Raw genomic sequence first — 18,046 nt, 5'->3', positions numbered from 1 at the left:
AACTACCAATGCCTATTCAGCTATACCATCTGATTGCCTTTGTTGTCTCTGCTTTCGTCGTCCTCTGGACAACTCCTATTGTTAAGACCATTGGCATCAAAAGTGGACGAGTCGATCAACCTAACGAGCGTAAAGTGCATCAACGTCCTATGGTACGCCTAGGAGGAGTTGCGATTTTTACGGGGACGATTGTAGCTTTATTACTAGTTTGGTCGCTTGGGGGCTTTGGCATCTTACCACCAACGAAAGAGTGGGAAGTTTGGGGTGTGACGCTCGGTGGAATCGCCTTTTTCCTGATTGGTTTAGCCGACGACTTGTTGAATCTATCTCCGTTCTTGCGGCTTCTTATCCAAGTTATTGTTGCAGGGGTTGTTTGGCAGATGGGGGTACATATTGATTTTTTGAGCATTCCTTTTGTCGGACTGATTCAACTCGGTTGGCTAAGTTTGCCTTTCACGGTAATTTGGTTGGTCGGGATGGCAAATGCCATTAATTGGATTGATGGTCTTGATGGCTTAGCGGCTGGAGTTTCAGGAATTGCTGCTACCGTCATGCTATTTGTCGCCCTATCGATGCAACAACCAGCAGCAGCTTTGATTGCAGCGGCGCTGGCTGGTGGTGCGTTAGGGTTTCTTCGTTACAACTTTAATCCTGCTCAAATCTTTATGGGAGATGGCGGGGCTTATTTTATCGGCTTCACTTTGGCTGGTGTCGGCATTATTGGACTTGTAAAGACTGCGGCGGTGACGGCGGTGCTGCTACCTTATTTGATTTTGGCAGTACCAATTGTTGATATGTCTGCGGTTATTCTGGCACGCCTGCGGCAAGGAAAATCGCCTTTTAGTGCAGATAAACGCCATTTGCATCACAGGCTATTACGTGCTGGGCTGTCGCATCGATTTGCTGTTTTATTCATTTACTCGTTGACGTTATGGGTGGGGACATTGGCACTCGCTTTTGCTGGGATACCGAGTGGTATTGCCTATGCGTGTGCGGGAACCTCGCTTTTGAGTTACACCAGCTGGCAAGTCTGGAAGCACGCTCGGTCATGAGTCGAAACTGTAGACTGTAAAAACTTACTTCATAGCTAATAGCTAAACGCTAATGGCTAAACGCTTATACTATGACTGCTGAAATTATTTGTGTTGGCACTGAGTTACTCCTGGGCAATATTTTGAATAAAAACGCCCAATACCTGGCACAGCAACTCGCAAATCTAGGAATTCCTCACTACTATCAAACAGTTGTGGGAGATAACGTTACGCGACTCAAGCAAGTGGTCGAAGTTGCGATCGCGCGCTCAAAAATCCTCATTTTCACGGGCGGGCTTGGTCCAACACCTGATGATTTGACAACCGAAACTCTCGCCGATTTGTTTGGTGTCCCTTTAGTAGAAAATCCAGAAATTCTAGAAGACATTGCCCGAAAATATGCGATTCGCGGTCGAGTAATGACACCGAGTAACCGCAAGCAAGCGTTCATTCCGCAAGGAGCCACCGTTTTGCCGAATCCGGCTGGTACAGCACCAGGAATCGTTTGGTCCCCAACTTCTAATTTGCATATCTTAACTTTCCCTGGTGTGCCATCAGAAATGCAGCGTATGTGGCAAGAAACTGCGGTACCGTATCTCAAAACCTTAGGATTTGGTCAAGAAATTATCTTTAGTCGCACCTTAAAGTTTTGGGGAATCGCGGAGTCAGCTTTAGCAGAAAAAGTATCAGCATTTCTTAACTTACCGAATCCCACAGTTGCTCCCTATGCTAGCCGTGGCGAAGTAAAATTACGCATCTGCGCTAAAGCCACTTCACTCGCCGCTGCGGAAGAATTGATCGCACCGATCGCACAGCAACTACAAACGATTGGTGGGTTAAATTATTACGGTCAAGATGATGACTCGTTAGCTTCTGTGGTCGGGCAATTATTGCAACAAGCAAATGCGACGCTTAGTGTTGCTGAATCTTGTACAGGTGGCGGATTGGGACAAATGTTGACCGATGTTTCTGGAAGTTCGCGCTATTTTATGGGCGGAGTTATTTCCTATGATAATCAAGTTAAAGTGTCGTTGTTAGGCGTCGATCCACAAGCTTTAATTCAAGAAGGAGCCGTCAGTTCAACAGTCGCCGCCCAAATGGCACAAGGAGTGCGATCGCGTTTGGGAACAACTTGGGGATTAAGCATTACTGGTATCGCTGGACCTGATGGCGGTAGTCCTACTAAGCCTGTAGGTTTAGTCTATATTGGGTTAGCTCAAGCAAACGGCACAGTGCAAACTTTTGAACATCGCTACGGTCAAGACCGATCGCGATCCTTAATTCGCCACTTGAGTGCCTGTACCGCGCTCGACGCTTTACGCCGTAAGCTACTTGACAGTCAATTTTAGGAAAGTGTAACTAGCGCTACTAATAAAGAAAAAGTTAAGAATCGCCACGTACCACAAATTCGCACAGCTTGCCATTATAATTAAAATCTCTATGCTGAATATTCGGAATGCTTGGCAATTTAAACCAGATATCTGTCTGTAGTGTCATGAGTCTAGTTTCAGCTGATATGATAAGTTTAATAATAAGTAACACTTACAAACTTAAAACTTAAGTACAGGCATCATTCCATATAAGTCAGCGAAACAACACCAGGTCGTATTTTAGGAGCACTCGAGTCAATGGACTACTTAGAAAAAGTACTGGAAAAGTTAAAGGAATGGGCGCGGCGGCTAATAGAAACTTTGTTAGGTCCAGAAGCTGAGCCAGAACCCGAACCAATTCCTATTCCCGTTGACGACCGCCGCCGCTATTAGTAGTCCATTGTGAGTCGTCGCCATTGCACAGTATTCTTGTACTACACGGACCAAACCTCAATCTTTTAGGGCAACGCGAACCAGAGGTCTATGGCTCTACTACGCTAGAAGATATTAATGACCTCTTGAAGAAAGAAGCAAAAAGTCTAGGTGTAGTTGTGGCAGCGCTGCAATCAAATCATGAAGGCAGTTTGATCGATGCAATTCACGCGGCTAGAGAAAAACACCAAGGAATACTAATTAACGCTGGTGCGTATACACATACGAGTGTGGCAATACGGGATGCGATCGCTGCTGTTAAGTTACCAACTGTAGAAGTTCATCTTAGTAACATCTACCAACGCGAAGCTTTTCGCCACCATTCTTATATTGCACCCGTTGTATTAGGGCAAATTAGTGGCTTTGGTGCTGAGAGTTATCGCTTGGGGTTGCAAGCACTAGTTCATTACCTGAGTGGCTGATGAATGCGTTACTCACTCGGTAGTCGATTTCGCGGTACTCTGCTAGGCGCAGCGATTGGAGGAATGCTAACACAAGCTTCTAGTAAAGACGCACAAATAAAAGCAGCCGATTGTACGTGGGAACGTCTAGCAACTGAAGTCGCGCAAAGCTTGATTCGACAGGGAAACTTATCTTACCCCGCAAGCCAAAGTAAAACAAGTCACTCGGTCAAAGTTATTATCGCAACGTTGCCGATCACGCTTTTTTATCACGAAAACGAAACTCGATTGCAAGCTCATTTGCAGCAATTTGTTGCATGGCAAAACGACCCAGAAATAATCGCGGGAGTTCTAGCGGTTGGTTATGTGATCGCATCGTCTTTAAGAGAAATGCCACCAGCCAACTTGATAGAGCGAGTAATTCAGTTCATCGCAGCACCTCAATTACAACTGACTCAACAGCTTGTACAGGTACAAAGTTTATTAAAACATCAAGCAAGCTTAGCAAAGGCGATCGCGGTTTTGGGAGAAGCGCAACCAACTAGCGCGATCGCTTTAGCGTTTTACTGTTATTTAAGTACTCCAGAAGACTTTTCACTATCACTCAGGCGTGCTGCGCATCTTAGTCAGCGATCGCCCGCTATCAGTTCGATTGTCGGTGCTTTATCAGGAGTACACAACGGTACCACTAGTATTCCGCTCCCTTGGCGGCTAGCATTAGCGCGCGATCATCAATTTCTTGCAGTATGGGGTATGCAAAGCGAAGCCGAATTGTTACGGCTATGTGATACGTTGGTCGCAGCGTGGTCAGGAGCTTACAATACAACTATTGATGACTCTCTACCAACGGCGATCGCGGCTCCGCAAGTTATTCGTCCGCGTTAACCCTTGACTCCACTGGCTGTTTCAGTTGGCACGATGTAGCGCTGTAATAGTAAGAATACCAGAATCACAGGCGCAATTGAGATGACAGAACCTGCGGCAATTAATCGCCAATCGAGTGAAAACGTCCCTGCTAGCGTTGCTACCCCTAAAGGTAGAGTATAAAATTCTGGTCGATCAATGACAATCAAAGGCCACAAAAAGTCACTCCAAGAACCAATAAACACAAAAATAGCTAACGTTACTAATGCTGGACGAATCGCGGGTAGCATTACAAACCACCATAACCCTAACTCCGAACAACCATCAATTCTTGCCGCCTCTTCCATTTCTTTGGGAACGCCTTGAAAAGCTTGTCGCAAAAGAAAAATACCAAACGCCGAAGCCAGCGCCGGAAAAATGATTCCTAAATAGCTGTTGCGCATCCCCAACTGAACGGTAAGAATATACAAGGGAATCATCACAATCTGAAAAGGAATCATAATTGTCGCGACAATTGCTGTGAACATCCAGTCTCTCCCACGAAAGTCTAGTCTTGCTAGCGGATATGCGGCTAATGCACAGAAAAGTAAATTGAGCGTTACCGTCAGAATCGCAACGAGAGTACTGTTAAATAAATATCGTCCAAAAGGATTTGTCTGCCAAACTTGCACAAAATTCTCTACCGTCGGCTGACTCGGTAGCAACTGTGGTGGAAATTGAAATATATTTTCGCTGGACGATTTGAAGGCAGTGCTAATGAGCCAGAGTAGGGGAAACAACATAACAATCGCGATCGCCCCTAATAACCCATACAGCAACACATATCTCGCCAACGTGCGTTGATTTCGATTGAGTTGTGGTTGGGCTTTGATTCTACTCATCTGCTATCACGCAATGTCACTAATGTATGGAAATAAAAATACCACCATTTAGCCAAGGAAAGAGAAGTCGGTTCTGTATCATGTAGTTTTTGAGCCGCGCTCCTAAATTGTTTATCAAAATCTCTATTCGTTGCCTTATTTAAATTTTGCCAACTCCTAAAATTCTTCTGATGTACTGCGTAAACAAACGTTATTTTCACGGTCGTGTAGTGGTATGAAAAATCTTTCAAGTAAATTTAATCATCAAAACTAAAATTTTCCAAAAACTCCTCAACTAACTTTAATATTTTGAATAAATCAACTTTTATCTAATAAAAACTATTGACTTTGTTTAAAAAATGCCATATTGTAGTAATTGTATTTTTCTAACTAAATACTTGCTTAAAAGTATGTAGTTGGAGCGCAGGGGACAATCGTCCTCTGCGCTGGGCAAAACAAAACTAAGATGAATTTCATCGCATTATTTTTAAGCCATTTTCTGTACAAACACCATGTAGAGGTTCATCCCAAGCTTCAACAGGCAACTGATGTAAATAAGCGAAATTAAACGTAATTCCAATCGTGGGCTTCGATGCCCATTCAGGACAACTAAGCAAGCGATCATAGAAACCGCCCCCATAACCTAAGCGATATCCTTGGGTATCGCAAGCGATCGCGGGAACGAGAATTAAATCGACTTCGTTAACATCAATGAGTGGCGCACGTGAGTGAGGTTCAGGAATGTTATAGGCTCCTAATTGAATATCATCTCCTGGGTTCCAAGAATGCCAAATCAGTGATTTGTTGACACAGCGCGGCAAGCCCCAAGTTTTATTAATGCTAAATAACGCGTTAAGCTCTGGCTCCCAACGAAAACTGAAATAGCTAAGAACAGTTTTTGCTTGAACAAATAAGGATGATGATTGGAGGTGAAAACAAATGCGATCGCTTTTTTCTTGCCACTCTTGCAGTGTCATAGATTGCCGCTTTTGAAGTAGCAAACGGCGTAATTCTGTTTTATTTGTAGCTTGAATAATCACCCTTATAATTTGACAGATTGAGTTGAATTTAATAAAGCTGAAACTGCATTTAAAAACAAAATCGGCTGCGTTGCAGCAATGGCAACTATTGTATCTCGATTCAATACAATATACAGCGGTGAATGTTGTTATGTTGCTTTGAGCAAACGCGTGCAAGATAAGTATTTAGATCCCTAATGTTAATTCTTTAAGACATTCCGAGTGCAATACCATCGCTACGCAGATCGTGAGCGCCCGTTATCGTACCATCTGCTGCAATACTAATTGCTCCAGGATGTCCGGCTAGTGGGCTTTGTGCTGGAATTGGACTGATTTCGTGTCCGCGTGCTGCCAATTCTTTGAATGTTTCCTCACCTGCGTCTTGTTCTAACTTTAAGAGTGTCGCGGCTTTCAGAGAAAGTTTTACCAAGTAAAAAGCGCGGGCGTGCAAGTGCTGCTAAAGGATTCATTTTGTAGTCAATTATCCGTGTCAAGACTGTAGCAAGCGTTTGCGGTTGACCATCAGCACCTTGCGTACCGTAAAGAATACGCGGCACAAGATACATCCCAGGATTTAAGGTGTGAAACGGACGTTTACCTGGTTGAAGCACATTGTGATGTTTGGGGTCGAGACTAAAAGAAGCACTTCGGTTATGCCAAAGAATGCCTGTACCGCCAACAACAACACGACTACCCCAATCAAAGTACACTGTTTGCAGGACGCTGACACAATTTCCTTGGCTATCATTGAGCCTGAATAGTTGAGCGGGGTTTGTGCTGCCTGTCCCACCCCTGATAGCGTCTTGAGATTACCTTTGCGGTCGGAAATGTGACGAAAAAGGCATCGCCGCCAATTCCAGAAAAATGCGGATAGGTGACGCATAAAACAGCACCCATTGCGATCGCTGCCTCGATTGCATTACCTCCGGCGGCTAAGACTTATAACCCTGCACGGCTAGCTAAGTCATGTGGAGTCGTAACCATTCCTCGTTTTGAGCGTGCCAACTGATCCGCTGGAACTTGTGCTGAATGTACTCTATATAGTATGACTAGCGATCGCAGCACCACAACTCATTAGTGCCAGCGATGAAGTTAGAAACGAGCGGCGTGGAATTTTGTACACCTACACTTCCTCACGTCTAAATTGATTTTTTAAAAACAGAAGTATGAAGGTAAAGGGCTTTCGACAACATTGTATTTGTTACTTAGCGCGTCTCAAGATAGAAGGATGTCTAGATCATTAAAACCTTCTGCTTCCTACCGCTGCGTTGCATCAAGTTCAATCACCAAAAATATTGAGTGGAAGTACAGCAGAAACAACATAGTTCGGCACATCAACTAACTGACCAATCCGCAAATCGACGGCTACTGCGGCAATAATTAAAGCTTGCTCTCTGGTGTAACCGCGTTGTTGCACTAAATAGTCAATCATCTGTAACAAAGCATTGCGCGTTGCTAGGGTCAAATCTTCAGACAAGTTTTCTAATGCTGCGGCTTTCGGGCTATCTAAATAGGCAAGATGCGGTGGTAGTTCTCCTCGTGCTTTGAGTGGAATTCCCGTCGTTGCATAAAACTTAGTAGGTTCAGTTCGTTGCAGTTGTATACCGCCTTCAAATTGGGGAAACTTGACATACTCGCCCCATCCTTTGCGAATTTCAGTGCGGACACTCACGCGAGCAGCCATTTCAATTGCTGTTCCTGATACCTCGCCGTCGCCTTGAGCATAGTGAACGTCTCCACACCATAACCCACCACCTTCGACAAAGCAGGGAAACAACAATGTTGTACCGACTTGCATCTGTTTGATGTCCATATTGCCACCGAACTCGCGCGGGGGAATAGTTCGTAATGCTTTGTCTTTGTGCGCTCCCTGTTCGCCAAATAAATCGGCAGGAATTGCACCTGCTGCATTCGGTAACAAGACAAAACCCCCTGCTTGCGCAAGTTGTGCCTCCCGTGCCAAAGCTTTTTCAAGTTCAATTTCTCCTGGCAAAACACCAATAGAACCTGGAAAGGCGCACATGGAAATTTTTACGCCTGGAATTTGCTCGGAAGTAGCACTCAAACGATCTAATTGCCAATTAGCGATGAATGGCTCGCTAAATTGGTCGCGTAAAAACCCAAATCCAGGCACAATAACGGTATAGCCGTACTCGTCTGGTTCAATATCAACTAAAGTAACAGCCAAGACGTCTCCCCGTTCAGCACCTTCAATATATACAGGTCCAGTCATGGGGTGAACTAAATTGAGATCCGCAAAAGCAACTTGCTCTGGAGTCGATTTTGGTGAAAATTGATTGTCAAATGCATCGCGAGTTTCAAAGACAATTAACTCACCAGGTTTAGCATGAGCTACAGGTTTTAGGGCTGGATGCAGTCGATTAAAACAATTTGGATCGTTTTTAGCTTGAAAACCAGTTCGCGAAATAAAAGTAACATTACTCATAATTTGAATTGCATTTAGTTTAGCTGCTCAAAAGCATGAGCTACCCGTAACACAGTGGTTTCATCCCAGTAGCGACCAACAAGCATCATTCCCACAGGTAATCCTGCTGACATTCCCGCATTGATTGAAAGTGCTGGATGTCCGGTAACGTCAAATGGCGCAGTGTTGGGCAACATTTCTAAAGCTCTAGCAATGCGTTCTTCGCGCGAAGCATCACTTGCAGGTAATTTAGTTGCTTTTAGCGGTAATGTCGGCATAACTAAGACATCGCACTCTTGTAAGGCAGCATCGTAAGTATTTTTCAGCAACCTTCCTAGGTTTTGGGCTTTCGCATAATAACGACCATGATATTTATCTTGCATATATTGACCCGCAAGCAACACTAACTTTGTTGTTTCAGACAAATCATCAGCCCGACTTTGCCAACCGCGCGCGTAGACGTCTAACAAGCTTGTTGTATAGTGTCCTTTCCAATTGGTTCCCATGCTATTGCCCTTAACCATAAGCATTGTTGCACCTTCGGTAGCAATAGGAGTCCAAATATGCAAACCATCGCGGTGCATGGGAATTGAAATCTCACTGACTTTGCACCCTACTTTTTCTAAACGATAAGCAGCTTCCATGACGATTTCATCAACGTCAGCTTCGGATAATCCTAGAATGCCAAAACCTTCTTTCACAATTCCTACCCGAATATTGTTCGCTTCTCCCGTTAAAGATGCAGTGTAAGGCGCTGTTTGCACGTTGTATTGTCGAGGATCTAAACCATCTGCACCGGCGATCGCTTCTAATAGTAGCGCGACATCTTGCACCGTTCGTGCCATTGGTCCTGTATGATCGAGGGTTAGCTCAATCGGAAAAATCCCCGTATAAGGTACTAATCCGTACGTTGGCTTTAATCCGACAATGCCACACCAACTCGCAGGAATTCTAATCGAACCTCCCTGATCGCCGCCGATTGCCATATCAACAACTCCACCCGCGACGAGTGCAGCGCTACCACTCGAAGAACCACCAGCAGTGCGGCTTTCGTCATGTGGATTGCGGACAGCACCTGTATCTGCAGTAAAGCTGCTACCAGAAAAACACAAACTTTCACAGACAGCCTTACCTGCAATTTCACCGCCAGCATCTAATATCCGCTTCACAATTGTGGCATCAACTTCGGGGACGTAGCCTTCTAACACGGCAGTACCATTCATCATTGGCACGCCAGCTACGCAAACATTATCTTTAATGGCGATCGCCTTACCTGTTAATATTCCTGATGCAGCACCTTTAATAGAAGTCTTCCAGTACCATGCATTATATGGATTCTCGTGTGGTAGCGGTCGATAGCCTGGAGTACGAGGATATTTGACAGGTAATGTTGGCTCGGTTAGCTCGTCTAATCTACTGTACGACGCTAATGTGCCACTCATGAGTGATTGAAAAGAAGCAAGGTCGTCTGGCGTTAATTCAAGGTGGTATTGTTGAGAAATCCGATCTAGTTCGCCGAGTGTAGGTTTCTTCACGACCATCAGATCCTCCCGCAAAATTTTGTGAATGTCGATTTAACTACTTTTGTTCTTATTTCTTCAAGAATTTATTGCTGACACGCTGACGAAAATAGCAACACAAAAGTAATCTCCTGAAGTAAGAATTACTGATTTTCTCTGGAGATACTGTATATCTAAATACAGCATTTATGGCTTTGTAATAACTAATACGATGGAATAACTTTGTTAAAATTACTATCAATAACAATGAAAAGCGCTTATTATTTTGAGGAATTAACAAGCTAGAATTATGGCTTATCTAAAAGTAAAACCTACACCAGTTACCGTTATTACAGGCTATTTGGGTGCTGGAAAAACTACGCTTTTAAATCGTATTCTTACTCATAAACATGGGAAGAAAGTAGCAGTAATTGTCAATGAATTTGGAGAAATAGGTATTGACGCTCAGTTAGTTATCGATACTGATGAAGAAATTTTAGAGATGAACAATGGTTGTATCTGCTGTACAGTACGCGGCGACCTGATTCGGATTGTTAACAGCTTGATGCAAAAACGAGACAAATTTGACTACTTGGTCATTGAAACAACAGGATTGGCTGACCCTGCACCTGTGATTCAATCTTTTTTTGTCGATGAAGTGATGCGATCGCACGCCGAACTTGATGCTGTTGTTACTGTTGTTGACGCCAAACATATCTGCCATCATTGGGATAGTAACGAAGCACAAGAGCAAATTGCTTTTGCCGATGTGGTTTTGATTAATAAAATTGACCTTGTTTCACAACCACAATTGCAAGAACTAGAAAAACGAGTTCGAGAAATCAATGCATTCGCTAAGTTGTATCATACTCAAAACTGCAACTTGAACATTGAGGGCATTTTAGGAGTTAAAGCCTTTGATTTGAAGAATGCTTTGTCAATTGATTCCAATTTTTTGGAGGAAGATGCTCACGAACACGATCGTTCTATTAGTTCAGTTGCGATCGCCCAAACGGGAATCGTTGACAGCGATAAGTTAACCAACTGGTTAAATCAATTAACGCAAACTCAAGGTCAAAACATTTTTCGGCTCAAAGGTATCCTAAATGTTGATTCAGAAGATCGACGCTTTGTCTTTCAAGGCATCCATATGCTACTCGATGGTAGACCAGGTCGCCCTTGGAAACCAGGAGAGAGCCGCAAAAATGAATTGGTGTTCATTGGTCGCAACTTAGATGAAAATCAGCTAAAACAAGAATTTCGTAACTGCTTAGCTTAAAAATTTTTCACCATTTGTTTGCACCAACCGTAATTTTTCTTACAAAATGCTGCAAGAACTTTTGGTAAGTTGTAATCGCTTTAACTCAATATGTAATGCGACTCTTACCCGCAGAATTGAATGAAACTTCAGCATTATCTTGGTGGACTTGAGGGATTAGGACGCATCAACTTCGAGAAGCGCGTTTTTGTCCAACCTTGGGAAAAGCGAATTTTTGGTATCCATGTGGCGATGATGGCGCTTAGTCAACACTTAGAAGCTGCTAAGGTAACACCTACTCAATTCAAAAGTATCTGGACGTGGGCAAATTTGCGCAAACTTGCTGAAGGAATGAACCCTTTTGACTACTTCAAGTACCGCTACTACGAGAAATGGCTTGGAGGTATTTCCAGTTTTTTTATTGAATCAGGATACATTTCTACAGCAGAACTTGAAACGAAAACTGAAGTATTTTTAGAAAAATCTGATACACCTCTACCCCATAACACCGAGCCTGCAATTGATAATCAAGTGATTGAGTATCTGCGTGTGGGAGATTCGCCCAAGTGCAAGGTAGAAGATCTAAAACCTAAGTTCAGCGTAGGTGATGCAGTAACGATCAAAAATCCCTTACCAACTGAACATTGCAAATTACCAGGATACTTGCGAAATAAACAGGGAGTCATCGAAACAGTTTACGAAGGTGCTTACAATTATCCTTTACAGACAGGAGATGGTGTGGGAGATCCAATGCCTATTTACAGTATCAAGTTTGATTCCCATGAGATTTGGGGTAATTTGACAGAACCAAAAACCTGGATTTACGCAGATATCTACGAAGCATATATCGAAGACCCAAGTTGAAGGTGTTCATTTTGTGAGGAATTTAAAGTCATGAGCGACAGTAGCAGAGAAGCCTATAATGCAGCCCGTGTAAAAGCTTTAGAATCTCTGCTGATTGAAAAAGGAATTATTACCAGTGAAACGGTTGATAAAGTCATCGACTTCTTTGAAAAGGATATGGGACCATTTAACGGTGCTAAGATTGTCGCCAAAGCATGGGTAGATCCTGAATTCAAGCAACGCTTACTCGAAGATACACCTGCGGCGATCGCACAAATGAATTTACCACGTGGCATGGCGGGTGCTGAGGGCGAACATATGAAAGCAGTCGAAAATACTCCAGACGTACACAACTTAATTGTATGTACTCTGTGTTCCTGCTATCCTTGGCCCGTTCTCGGCTTACCTCCCTACTGGTTCAAAGATCCCACATTTCGCGCCAGAGCAATTAGAGAACCCAGAAAAGTCTTACAAGAGTTCGGATTAGACATTCCTGAATCAACTGAAGTACGCGTGTGGGATACAAGTGCGCAAATTCGCTGGTTCGTCATTCCAGAACGCCCCGCAGGTACAGAAGGATGGACAGAAGAACAACTCGCTGCAATAGTCACTCCAGAAGCCATGCAAGGTGCAGCGAAAGTCCAAATTTCTCAGAGTAGTTAGAATCAGCAAGTAGAGTGCCAAATGCAGATTAAGTTTGAGCAGTTTGTGACTGCAAGTATGCTGGGAAGCCAAGATGCACCGCCTCGCAGTAATGGGGAGTTATTATTTCAAAGCGATTGGGAAAGTCGTGCCTTTGGAATCGCGATCGCACTTTCTAAAAAAGGACACTACGAGTGGGAGGATTTTCGTCAGGAATTAATCGCGGCGATCGCCGAATGGGAAGCAAGCCACTATTTAGACGATCCAAATTGGGATTACTACCAACGTTGGCTTCTTGCTTTGGAACGCTTAGTACTAGAACTCAATCTCATTGACACGCAAGAACTCGAGACAAGAACTCAGCAGCTACTTGAGCGATAGTAGGGGTCAGGATTAGAAGCGAGGGTAGTGGTTCGCGTTAGAACGCAAACTTGATAAGGCAATAGAACGAATCTTCTATTATGTCCTCAGCACCACTTCAATTGCTATAGATGTTTAGTTGCGATCGCTGTAGAAAACTTGCAACCCTTAACTGAGGTATCAAGTGCGTATCTGTTTGTTCTCAAATGTACCGCGCTTGCTGCATTTGCCCCAAAGACATACAAACTCGGATGCCATATTCTATTGCATATTAAAAGACTGTAGTTATATATACGAAGTTCCAGTCTAAATTGGTATTTAATGTTTATGCTGTATACCAACAGACATAAGTTGAAAATTTTGGTTTTGAAATCATAGAAATTCAGCAAAAATCCTATTAGTATTATAAGCTTATGCTGCCTGCCAAACATTTTGCAGAGACAACTGCAACTAATACCGCAAGTCTGATACTCCTAGAATTTGACCGCGTTGGTCTCGAATACATTGTTGATAATAAACCCAAACGAATTATTGAAGATGTTTCTTTATCAATTAACGAAGGTGAGTTTGTTTCTATAGTTGGACCTAGTGGTTGTGGTAAAACATCAATCCTGAAAATGGTTTCTGGCTTAAACCCTACTGCGATTGGAGAAATAAGACTGCAAGGAAAAAAGATTACTAAACCTCTCAAAAATGTGGGGATTGCCTTTCAAAATCCAGTGTTATTACCTTGGCGAAATACATTAAAAAATGTTTTACTACCTTTAGAAGTTGTTCAACCATACAAGCGCGAGTATAAACAACGACTGCCAGAATACAAACGTATGGCGCAGGAACTTTTAGCAACCGTTGGCTTGCAAGACTTTCAACAACAACTGCCCTGGCAACTCTCTGGAGGAATGCGCCAGCGTGCCTCATTGTGTCGTGCCTTGATTCATCAACCAGAAATTCTTTTATTAGATGAACCTTTCGGGGCATTAGATGCCTTTACTCGCGAGGAAATGTGGGTGATGTTGCAAAATCTATGGATGCGAGTTAAGTGTGTTGGCATTCTGATTACTCACGATCTGCGTGAAGCTGTGTTTCTATCAGATACAGTTTACGTCATGAGTCCACGCCCTAGTTCAATTATTTATCAATTAAAAATTGACTTACCTAGACCGCGCACTTTGGAAATGTGTTTAACCGATGATTTTAATCATCTATTTTCTGATATTCGCAGGCACATTCGTCGAAGTTAGGTAAACGCAATATGAGCAAACAATTTAAATTGAATCAGATCTTTTACTCGAAGGTAGCTAGTTTTCTATTACCATTTTTGGCAACTATTTTGTTGTTGATTGTTTGGGAATTTGGAGTTCGTATTTTTCAAATTCCGCAGTTTAATTTACCTTCACCTAGTAGTATCTATCAAGCTGCTATTACATATAGTTCGCAACTTTGGACAAATGCTTGGCGAACATTAGTGACAACAACGATTGGATTTCTTTTGGCGATCGCAACTGGCGTCTTTTTGGGATTTTTGATCGGTTACTCGCGCATTGCTTACCTAACGCTTTATCCGATATTGGTAGGTTTTAACACGATCCCGAAAGTCGCGCTCGTTCCCCTCCTTGCAGTTTGGTTTGGTGCAAACGAAATTCCGGCAACACTGACGGCCTTCTTATTAGCCTTCTTCCCAATCGCCGTTAACGTTGCTTTAGGATTAGATACCGTTGAGCCAGAGATGAAAGACGTGCTGCGATCGCTTGGCGCATCCCAGCTTGAAGTTTTCCAAAAAGTTGGATGGCCCCACACTCTACCATATCTATTTGCATCGCTGAAAGTTGCCGCATCTTTTGCATTTGTTGGTTCCGTGATTGCTGAGTCGGTTGCATCGAATGGTGGAATGGGTTATCTCATCGTTGCAGCTAGTTCCAATTTTGATGTACCACTAGCTTTTGCCGGACTTTTGGCGCTCTCTATTTTAGGAATCCTCCTCTACGGCTTTTTTGTCATCTTGGAAAAGTATGCAATCTACTGGGCGCGTTGAGTGCCGGTAGCTTCAGTTATCTGTGCGTGGAACCATTATTCATCTCTGAAGGACGAAACCAAGTCATGTGGCGATAATTCGGATGAAGGTGTCCTTCGGACTGATGTTGAAACTCAACTGCTCCTAGTATTGCGATGTTTGACAAACTGATGTAGCAAGCGATTCATGAAAAACCTCCTCTTCACACCGTTAATACTTTGCGGCTTTATCTAAATTTTTTCTAATTTCTGTATCTTATTTTACCATTATTACAATTTCTTTAAATCAACTTCTGATCTCCCCAAGACGGATTTCGCTGCATCCGGAGTGATTGATTTCAACACCCCAACCCCTGACCTCTTATACCGTTCGTTTCGCTTAAAAGTTGATGCATATGGGCAGCATAGGAGCCAGTAGTGCAGTGCGGGAGGTCGGTTGCATGTGAAGGTATCCTCTGTTGAAGCAACTGGCGTACGCAGAGGTGCAGAGGAGAAATTATTTGTAGCTCTTTTTCAGGGAACTAGTATTAATCCCTAATTTATCTACATCTGAATTGGTTCGTGACAAAACCCTGACCCCTCTTATTCATGCTTGGCTTTACGCTCGTGTTTCTCAGTTCGCTTTGCCTCGCTGCTCAAAACGTTCTGCTGCGGGTGGTTTTCGTCAACAGTTTCATTTTTGGGATACTGCCCTTTGGTGGATTTGTTATTCCTAGTCTCGCTAACTCATTGTTGCTATTGCAGTTGCGCGCAGTCTTTATGCTACCGTTGATAGTTTTGCTAGCACCCAAGCTTCACGACACGACATGGATAAACTTAAAACAGTTGCTCCAACCTCAAAGCCGCCCTCTATTTATTAAAGCTTTTATTAGTAGTTTTTCTTTATTTTTATCCCTCGCACTTCTATTCATTGCCATTGCCAAGATACCTGCTGGGGTTGCTACCGTTTTATTTTTTATTCACCCAGCAATTACAGTTATCCTCGCTTGGCGAATTTTTGGCGATCGCCCAACGTGGTTGCGTTGGGGAGTGCTAGTTATTGTCTTCACTGGTAGTTTTCTTGTTGTGCCGAGTTTCACCACAACAACCGATAGCGATACTTTAATTGGTATTAGCGCAGCCTTAGGAGCCGGAGTCGCTTATGCTATTCAAGGGATTCTGGCACAAATTTGTTTTCGAGCAATTCATCCTGTGCCTTTTACCGTTGTCAGTTGTACAGTTATTTTAGTGTTTTCTAGCCTCAGTTTGTTATTCGTCAATATCGAGGTAGCTGATGTTTGGTCAATTCTGGGAATTGTAAGTTTAATTGCCGCTTTACTCACACTCGCTGGACAACTGTTGTACAATTTTGGCATCCATTTAGCCAATGCTGTGATCGCCTCCATTGTGGCAATTAGTAATCCTACTTCTACCGCAATCTTAGCTTGGTTGATTATTCAGGAAGCTTTACAAGGTAGGCAAATTTTAGGAGTAGCTTTGGTAACACTTGGGGTAGGATTACTCAGTCAAGATGCACGCAAAACAAAAAATAGCAGTTAGTACGTAACACAACAAGCACAATATATAAGATAACTTTGCACCTGGTTCAACTCTCTTGAATTATAATTTTTGACAAAAAATTGGAATTTTTCAGACAAATAATACTTTGATTTCAGTCAGATTTTAGTAAAATGTGCAATCGCTAAGCATCACGAAGTGCATGACCATCAGGATCGTTGTTGAAGTATACATACACGTCAAATCCTGTGTGCAGAAGGAATGGATGCGCTCAGCCCATAAAGTCAGCTCCCAATCGCTCAAATCAATGCTTGAGTGCTCACTGTGTATGCGGATACAAGTCCAAGAGGTAGTCAAACAGACATCAAGCGGAACAGTTGGCAAAGTGCGACGCCTGCACTTTCCAGTAGTTTGTAAACTTGTGGAATTAGCCAACTTGAATGACGGAATTAGACTGTAAATTGTTGTTGTGGGTAGGTTTGCAGTAATTCCAAAAAAGGCTGAAGACGTTCAATATTAATGTGCCAAGTCTGGGGAAATTGAAATAAAATAAGACCTAGCTTTTCTTGCAATCCCGATGCACGCTCCATCAAGCGAGATAGCGGCTCATCTGGGTCTTTAGTTATAAAACGTTGGGCATAAAATGACAATTGCTGGTTGCTGTTGCAATCTGGTGGATAGAAGATACCTATCCAATGTTTGTCAACCCAACCACTAGTACCAGTTTGTAGCTTAATCATCGATCTGAACACTCTCTGTTGTCAACCACCAAGCCCAAGCGACTAAGAAAACTTGAAAAGGAAATCGCAACCAAATCAGTGGCGGATCGTGCGGTAGCGCTGCAACTTCGATGTTATTAACTGCTTGATAGAGATTAGCTGGAAAAACAGCAATATAAAGTACAACCAGAAGCCATGCAGCAAAACGGCTGACACCAAGAATGAATAATCCTACTCCCGCTAAAACTTCCAAAAATCTGCTAATGTAAACTAGTGCTAAGGAATGCGGAAGGTATTCTGGCACAATCTTCTCAAATCCGTTTGAGTGAGTAAAGTGCAAAGCACCAACTATTATCATTGCGATCGCAAGTAAGATGCAGAAGACTGGTTTGTACTTTTTCATGTTCTAAATCTGCACTTTCCAGTTAAAACTAGCTTGACATTCAGCTAAACTTTTTAACCGCAAAAACTACTGGCGCATCATTAATAAATCTCCCCAAGGCAAAACATAGCGCATCCATGACCGAAAGCTATTTCTGGGATAGCGAATGTGTCCTTTGAGAATCAGACGACAAGTGTTTTTCGATAGTGGAAAAATTACCTAACTAGCGGCAATATTACCAAACATTGTTATGGCTCGTTCGTCATCCATGACTATTGCTAAATATCGATTTTGTTCAAAATCAACAATTTTAAAAACACCCATCACTCTTTGATCAAGGGCTAAATTTTCTACGCCTGGAAGCAGTTGTTTGAGACTTGGATCTGGAGTTTAGACTAAAGCAAGCGAAAATAGCTCGACAGTAGAGTCCATTT

At 43.0% G+C, this 18,046-nt stretch carries 22 protein-coding genes; 13 read left to right on the top strand and 9 right to left on the bottom strand.

What is annotated here, in order from left to right:
- Positions 1-8: 8 nt before the first annotated feature.
- The 5 genes from NIES1031_RS11400 to NIES1031_RS11385 all read left to right on the top strand — a co-directional run bounded on the left by NIES1031_RS11400 (position 9) and on the right by NIES1031_RS11385 (position 4,119).
- Entirely contained in the window at positions 9-1,052 is a 1,044-nt protein-coding gene (locus tag NIES1031_RS11400) for a glycosyltransferase family 4 protein (protein ID WP_073549502.1), read from the top strand.
- Positions 1,053-1,123: 71 nt separating this feature from the next.
- On the top strand, positions 1,124-2,380 hold the full coding sequence (locus NIES1031_RS11395; protein ID WP_073549501.1) for a competence/damage-inducible protein A: 1,257 nt from the start codon (positions 1,124-1,126) through the stop codon (positions 2,378-2,380).
- 279 nt (positions 2,381-2,659) lie between these two features.
- Positions 2,660-2,794, top strand: a complete 135-nt coding sequence (locus NIES1031_RS26030; protein WP_015189307.1) for a hypothetical protein — start codon at positions 2,660-2,662, stop codon at positions 2,792-2,794.
- Positions 2,795-2,817: 23 nt separating this feature from the next.
- The gene (gene aroQ / locus NIES1031_RS11390) at positions 2,818-3,255 is read left to right on the top strand and encodes a type II 3-dehydroquinate dehydratase (protein ID WP_015189308.1); all 438 of its coding nucleotides are present in this window, start codon (positions 2,818-2,820) and stop codon (positions 3,253-3,255) included.
- A 3-nt stretch (positions 3,256-3,258) separates the two neighbouring features.
- Positions 3,259-4,119: an ADP-ribosylglycohydrolase family protein gene (locus NIES1031_RS11385; RefSeq protein ID WP_073549500.1), complete on the top strand. Its 861-nt coding sequence runs from the start codon at positions 3,259-3,261 to the stop codon at positions 4,117-4,119.
- On the opposite strand, the gene NIES1031_RS11380 is transcribed toward NIES1031_RS11385, so the two are convergent.
- The 5 genes from NIES1031_RS11380 to NIES1031_RS26365 all read right to left on the bottom strand — a co-directional run bounded on the left by NIES1031_RS11380 (position 4,116) and on the right by NIES1031_RS26365 (position 6,874).
- On the bottom strand, positions 4,116-4,880 hold the full coding sequence (locus NIES1031_RS11380; RefSeq protein WP_407919497.1) for a carbohydrate ABC transporter permease: 765 nt from the start codon (positions 4,878-4,880) through the stop codon (positions 4,116-4,118). The genes NIES1031_RS11385 and NIES1031_RS11380 overlap by 4 nt on opposite strands.
- Before the next feature lie 551 nt (positions 4,881-5,431).
- Entirely contained in the window at positions 5,432-5,998 is a 567-nt protein-coding gene (locus NIES1031_RS11375; RefSeq protein ID WP_073549498.1) for a 5-formyltetrahydrofolate cyclo-ligase, read from the bottom strand.
- 187 nt (positions 5,999-6,185) lie between these two features.
- On the bottom strand, positions 6,186-6,332 hold the full coding sequence (locus tag NIES1031_RS24925) for a hypothetical protein (protein ID WP_218596770.1): 147 nt from the start codon (positions 6,330-6,332) through the stop codon (positions 6,186-6,188).
- A 16-nt stretch (positions 6,333-6,348) separates the two neighbouring features.
- Positions 6,349-6,774, bottom strand: a complete 426-nt coding sequence (locus tag NIES1031_RS11370) for a gamma-glutamyltransferase (RefSeq protein WP_218596786.1) — start codon at positions 6,772-6,774, stop codon at positions 6,349-6,351.
- Positions 6,722-6,874 (bottom strand): hypothetical protein, encoded by a 153-nt coding sequence (locus NIES1031_RS26365; protein ID WP_084544316.1) that lies wholly within the window; start codon positions 6,872-6,874, stop codon positions 6,722-6,724. Before NIES1031_RS26365 ends, NIES1031_RS11370 begins: the two co-directional genes overlap by 53 nt.
- Between NIES1031_RS26365 and NIES1031_RS26025 the strand changes: the two genes are divergently transcribed.
- Complete coding sequence (locus NIES1031_RS26025; RefSeq protein WP_269086004.1) at positions 6,852-6,986, top strand: hypothetical protein; 135 nt, start codon at positions 6,852-6,854, stop codon at positions 6,984-6,986. The genes NIES1031_RS26365 and NIES1031_RS26025 overlap by 23 nt on opposite strands.
- Before the next feature lie 270 nt (positions 6,987-7,256).
- Here the strand turns inward: NIES1031_RS26025 and NIES1031_RS11360 are convergent, their stop codons facing one another.
- A complete protein-coding gene (locus NIES1031_RS11360) occupies positions 7,257-8,423 on the bottom strand; it encodes an acetamidase/formamidase family protein (RefSeq protein ID WP_073549497.1) in 1,167 nt (388 codons plus the stop codon).
- Between the two features lie 14 nt (positions 8,424-8,437).
- Complete coding sequence (locus NIES1031_RS11355; protein WP_218596769.1) at positions 8,438-9,937, bottom strand: amidase; 1,500 nt, start codon at positions 9,935-9,937, stop codon at positions 8,438-8,440.
- 274 nt (positions 9,938-10,211) lie between these two features.
- Between NIES1031_RS11355 and NIES1031_RS11350 the strand changes: the two genes are divergently transcribed.
- The 7 genes from NIES1031_RS11350 (at position 10,212) to NIES1031_RS11320 (ending at position 16,553) form a co-directional block, all read left to right on the top strand.
- Positions 10,212-11,180, top strand: coding sequence for a CobW family GTP-binding protein (locus NIES1031_RS11350; RefSeq protein WP_073549495.1), 969 nt, complete (start codon positions 10,212-10,214; stop codon positions 11,178-11,180).
- Between the two features lie 120 nt (positions 11,181-11,300).
- Positions 11,301-12,023: a nitrile hydratase subunit beta gene (gene nthB, locus NIES1031_RS11345; RefSeq protein ID WP_073549494.1), complete on the top strand. Its 723-nt coding sequence runs from the start codon at positions 11,301-11,303 to the stop codon at positions 12,021-12,023.
- Positions 12,024-12,053: 30 nt separating this feature from the next.
- Complete coding sequence (gene nthA, locus NIES1031_RS11340; protein ID WP_073549493.1) at positions 12,054-12,665, top strand: nitrile hydratase subunit alpha; 612 nt, start codon at positions 12,054-12,056, stop codon at positions 12,663-12,665.
- 21 nt (positions 12,666-12,686) lie between these two features.
- Positions 12,687-13,025, top strand: coding sequence for a nitrile hydratase accessory protein (locus tag NIES1031_RS11335; protein WP_073549492.1), 339 nt, complete (start codon positions 12,687-12,689; stop codon positions 13,023-13,025).
- Positions 13,026-13,417: 392 nt separating this feature from the next.
- Positions 13,418-14,245, top strand: coding sequence for an ABC transporter ATP-binding protein (locus NIES1031_RS11330; RefSeq protein WP_073549491.1), 828 nt, complete (start codon positions 13,418-13,420; stop codon positions 14,243-14,245).
- A gap of 11 nt (positions 14,246-14,256) precedes the next feature.
- Positions 14,257-15,036 (top strand): ABC transporter permease, encoded by a 780-nt coding sequence (locus NIES1031_RS11325; RefSeq protein ID WP_073549490.1) that lies wholly within the window; start codon positions 14,257-14,259, stop codon positions 15,034-15,036.
- A gap of 566 nt (positions 15,037-15,602) precedes the next feature.
- A complete protein-coding gene (locus NIES1031_RS11320) occupies positions 15,603-16,553 on the top strand; it encodes a DMT family transporter (protein ID WP_073549489.1) in 951 nt (316 codons plus the stop codon).
- A 407-nt stretch (positions 16,554-16,960) separates the two neighbouring features.
- Here NIES1031_RS11320 and NIES1031_RS24920 read toward each other — a convergent pair whose 3' ends face one another.
- Positions 16,961-17,251 carry a DUF72 domain-containing protein gene (locus NIES1031_RS24920; protein ID WP_218596768.1) on the bottom strand — a complete coding sequence of 97 codons (291 nt, stop codon included), beginning with the start codon at positions 17,249-17,251 and terminating at the stop codon, positions 16,961-16,963.
- Positions 17,244-17,633 carry a DoxX family protein gene (locus NIES1031_RS11310; protein WP_178378111.1) on the bottom strand — a complete coding sequence of 130 codons (390 nt, stop codon included), beginning with the start codon at positions 17,631-17,633 and terminating at the stop codon, positions 17,244-17,246. The genes NIES1031_RS24920 and NIES1031_RS11310 overlap by 8 nt, the downstream gene beginning before the upstream one ends.
- Positions 17,634-18,046 lie beyond the last annotated feature (413 nt).

Source organism: Chroogloeocystis siderophila 5.2 s.c.1, assembly GCF_001904655.1.
GTDB lineage: Bacteria > Cyanobacteriota > Cyanobacteriia > Cyanobacteriales > Chroococcidiopsidaceae > Chroogloeocystis > Chroogloeocystis siderophila.
Note: the sequence above shows the minus strand (reverse complement) of the source record. Positions and strands in the feature narration are given on the sequence as shown.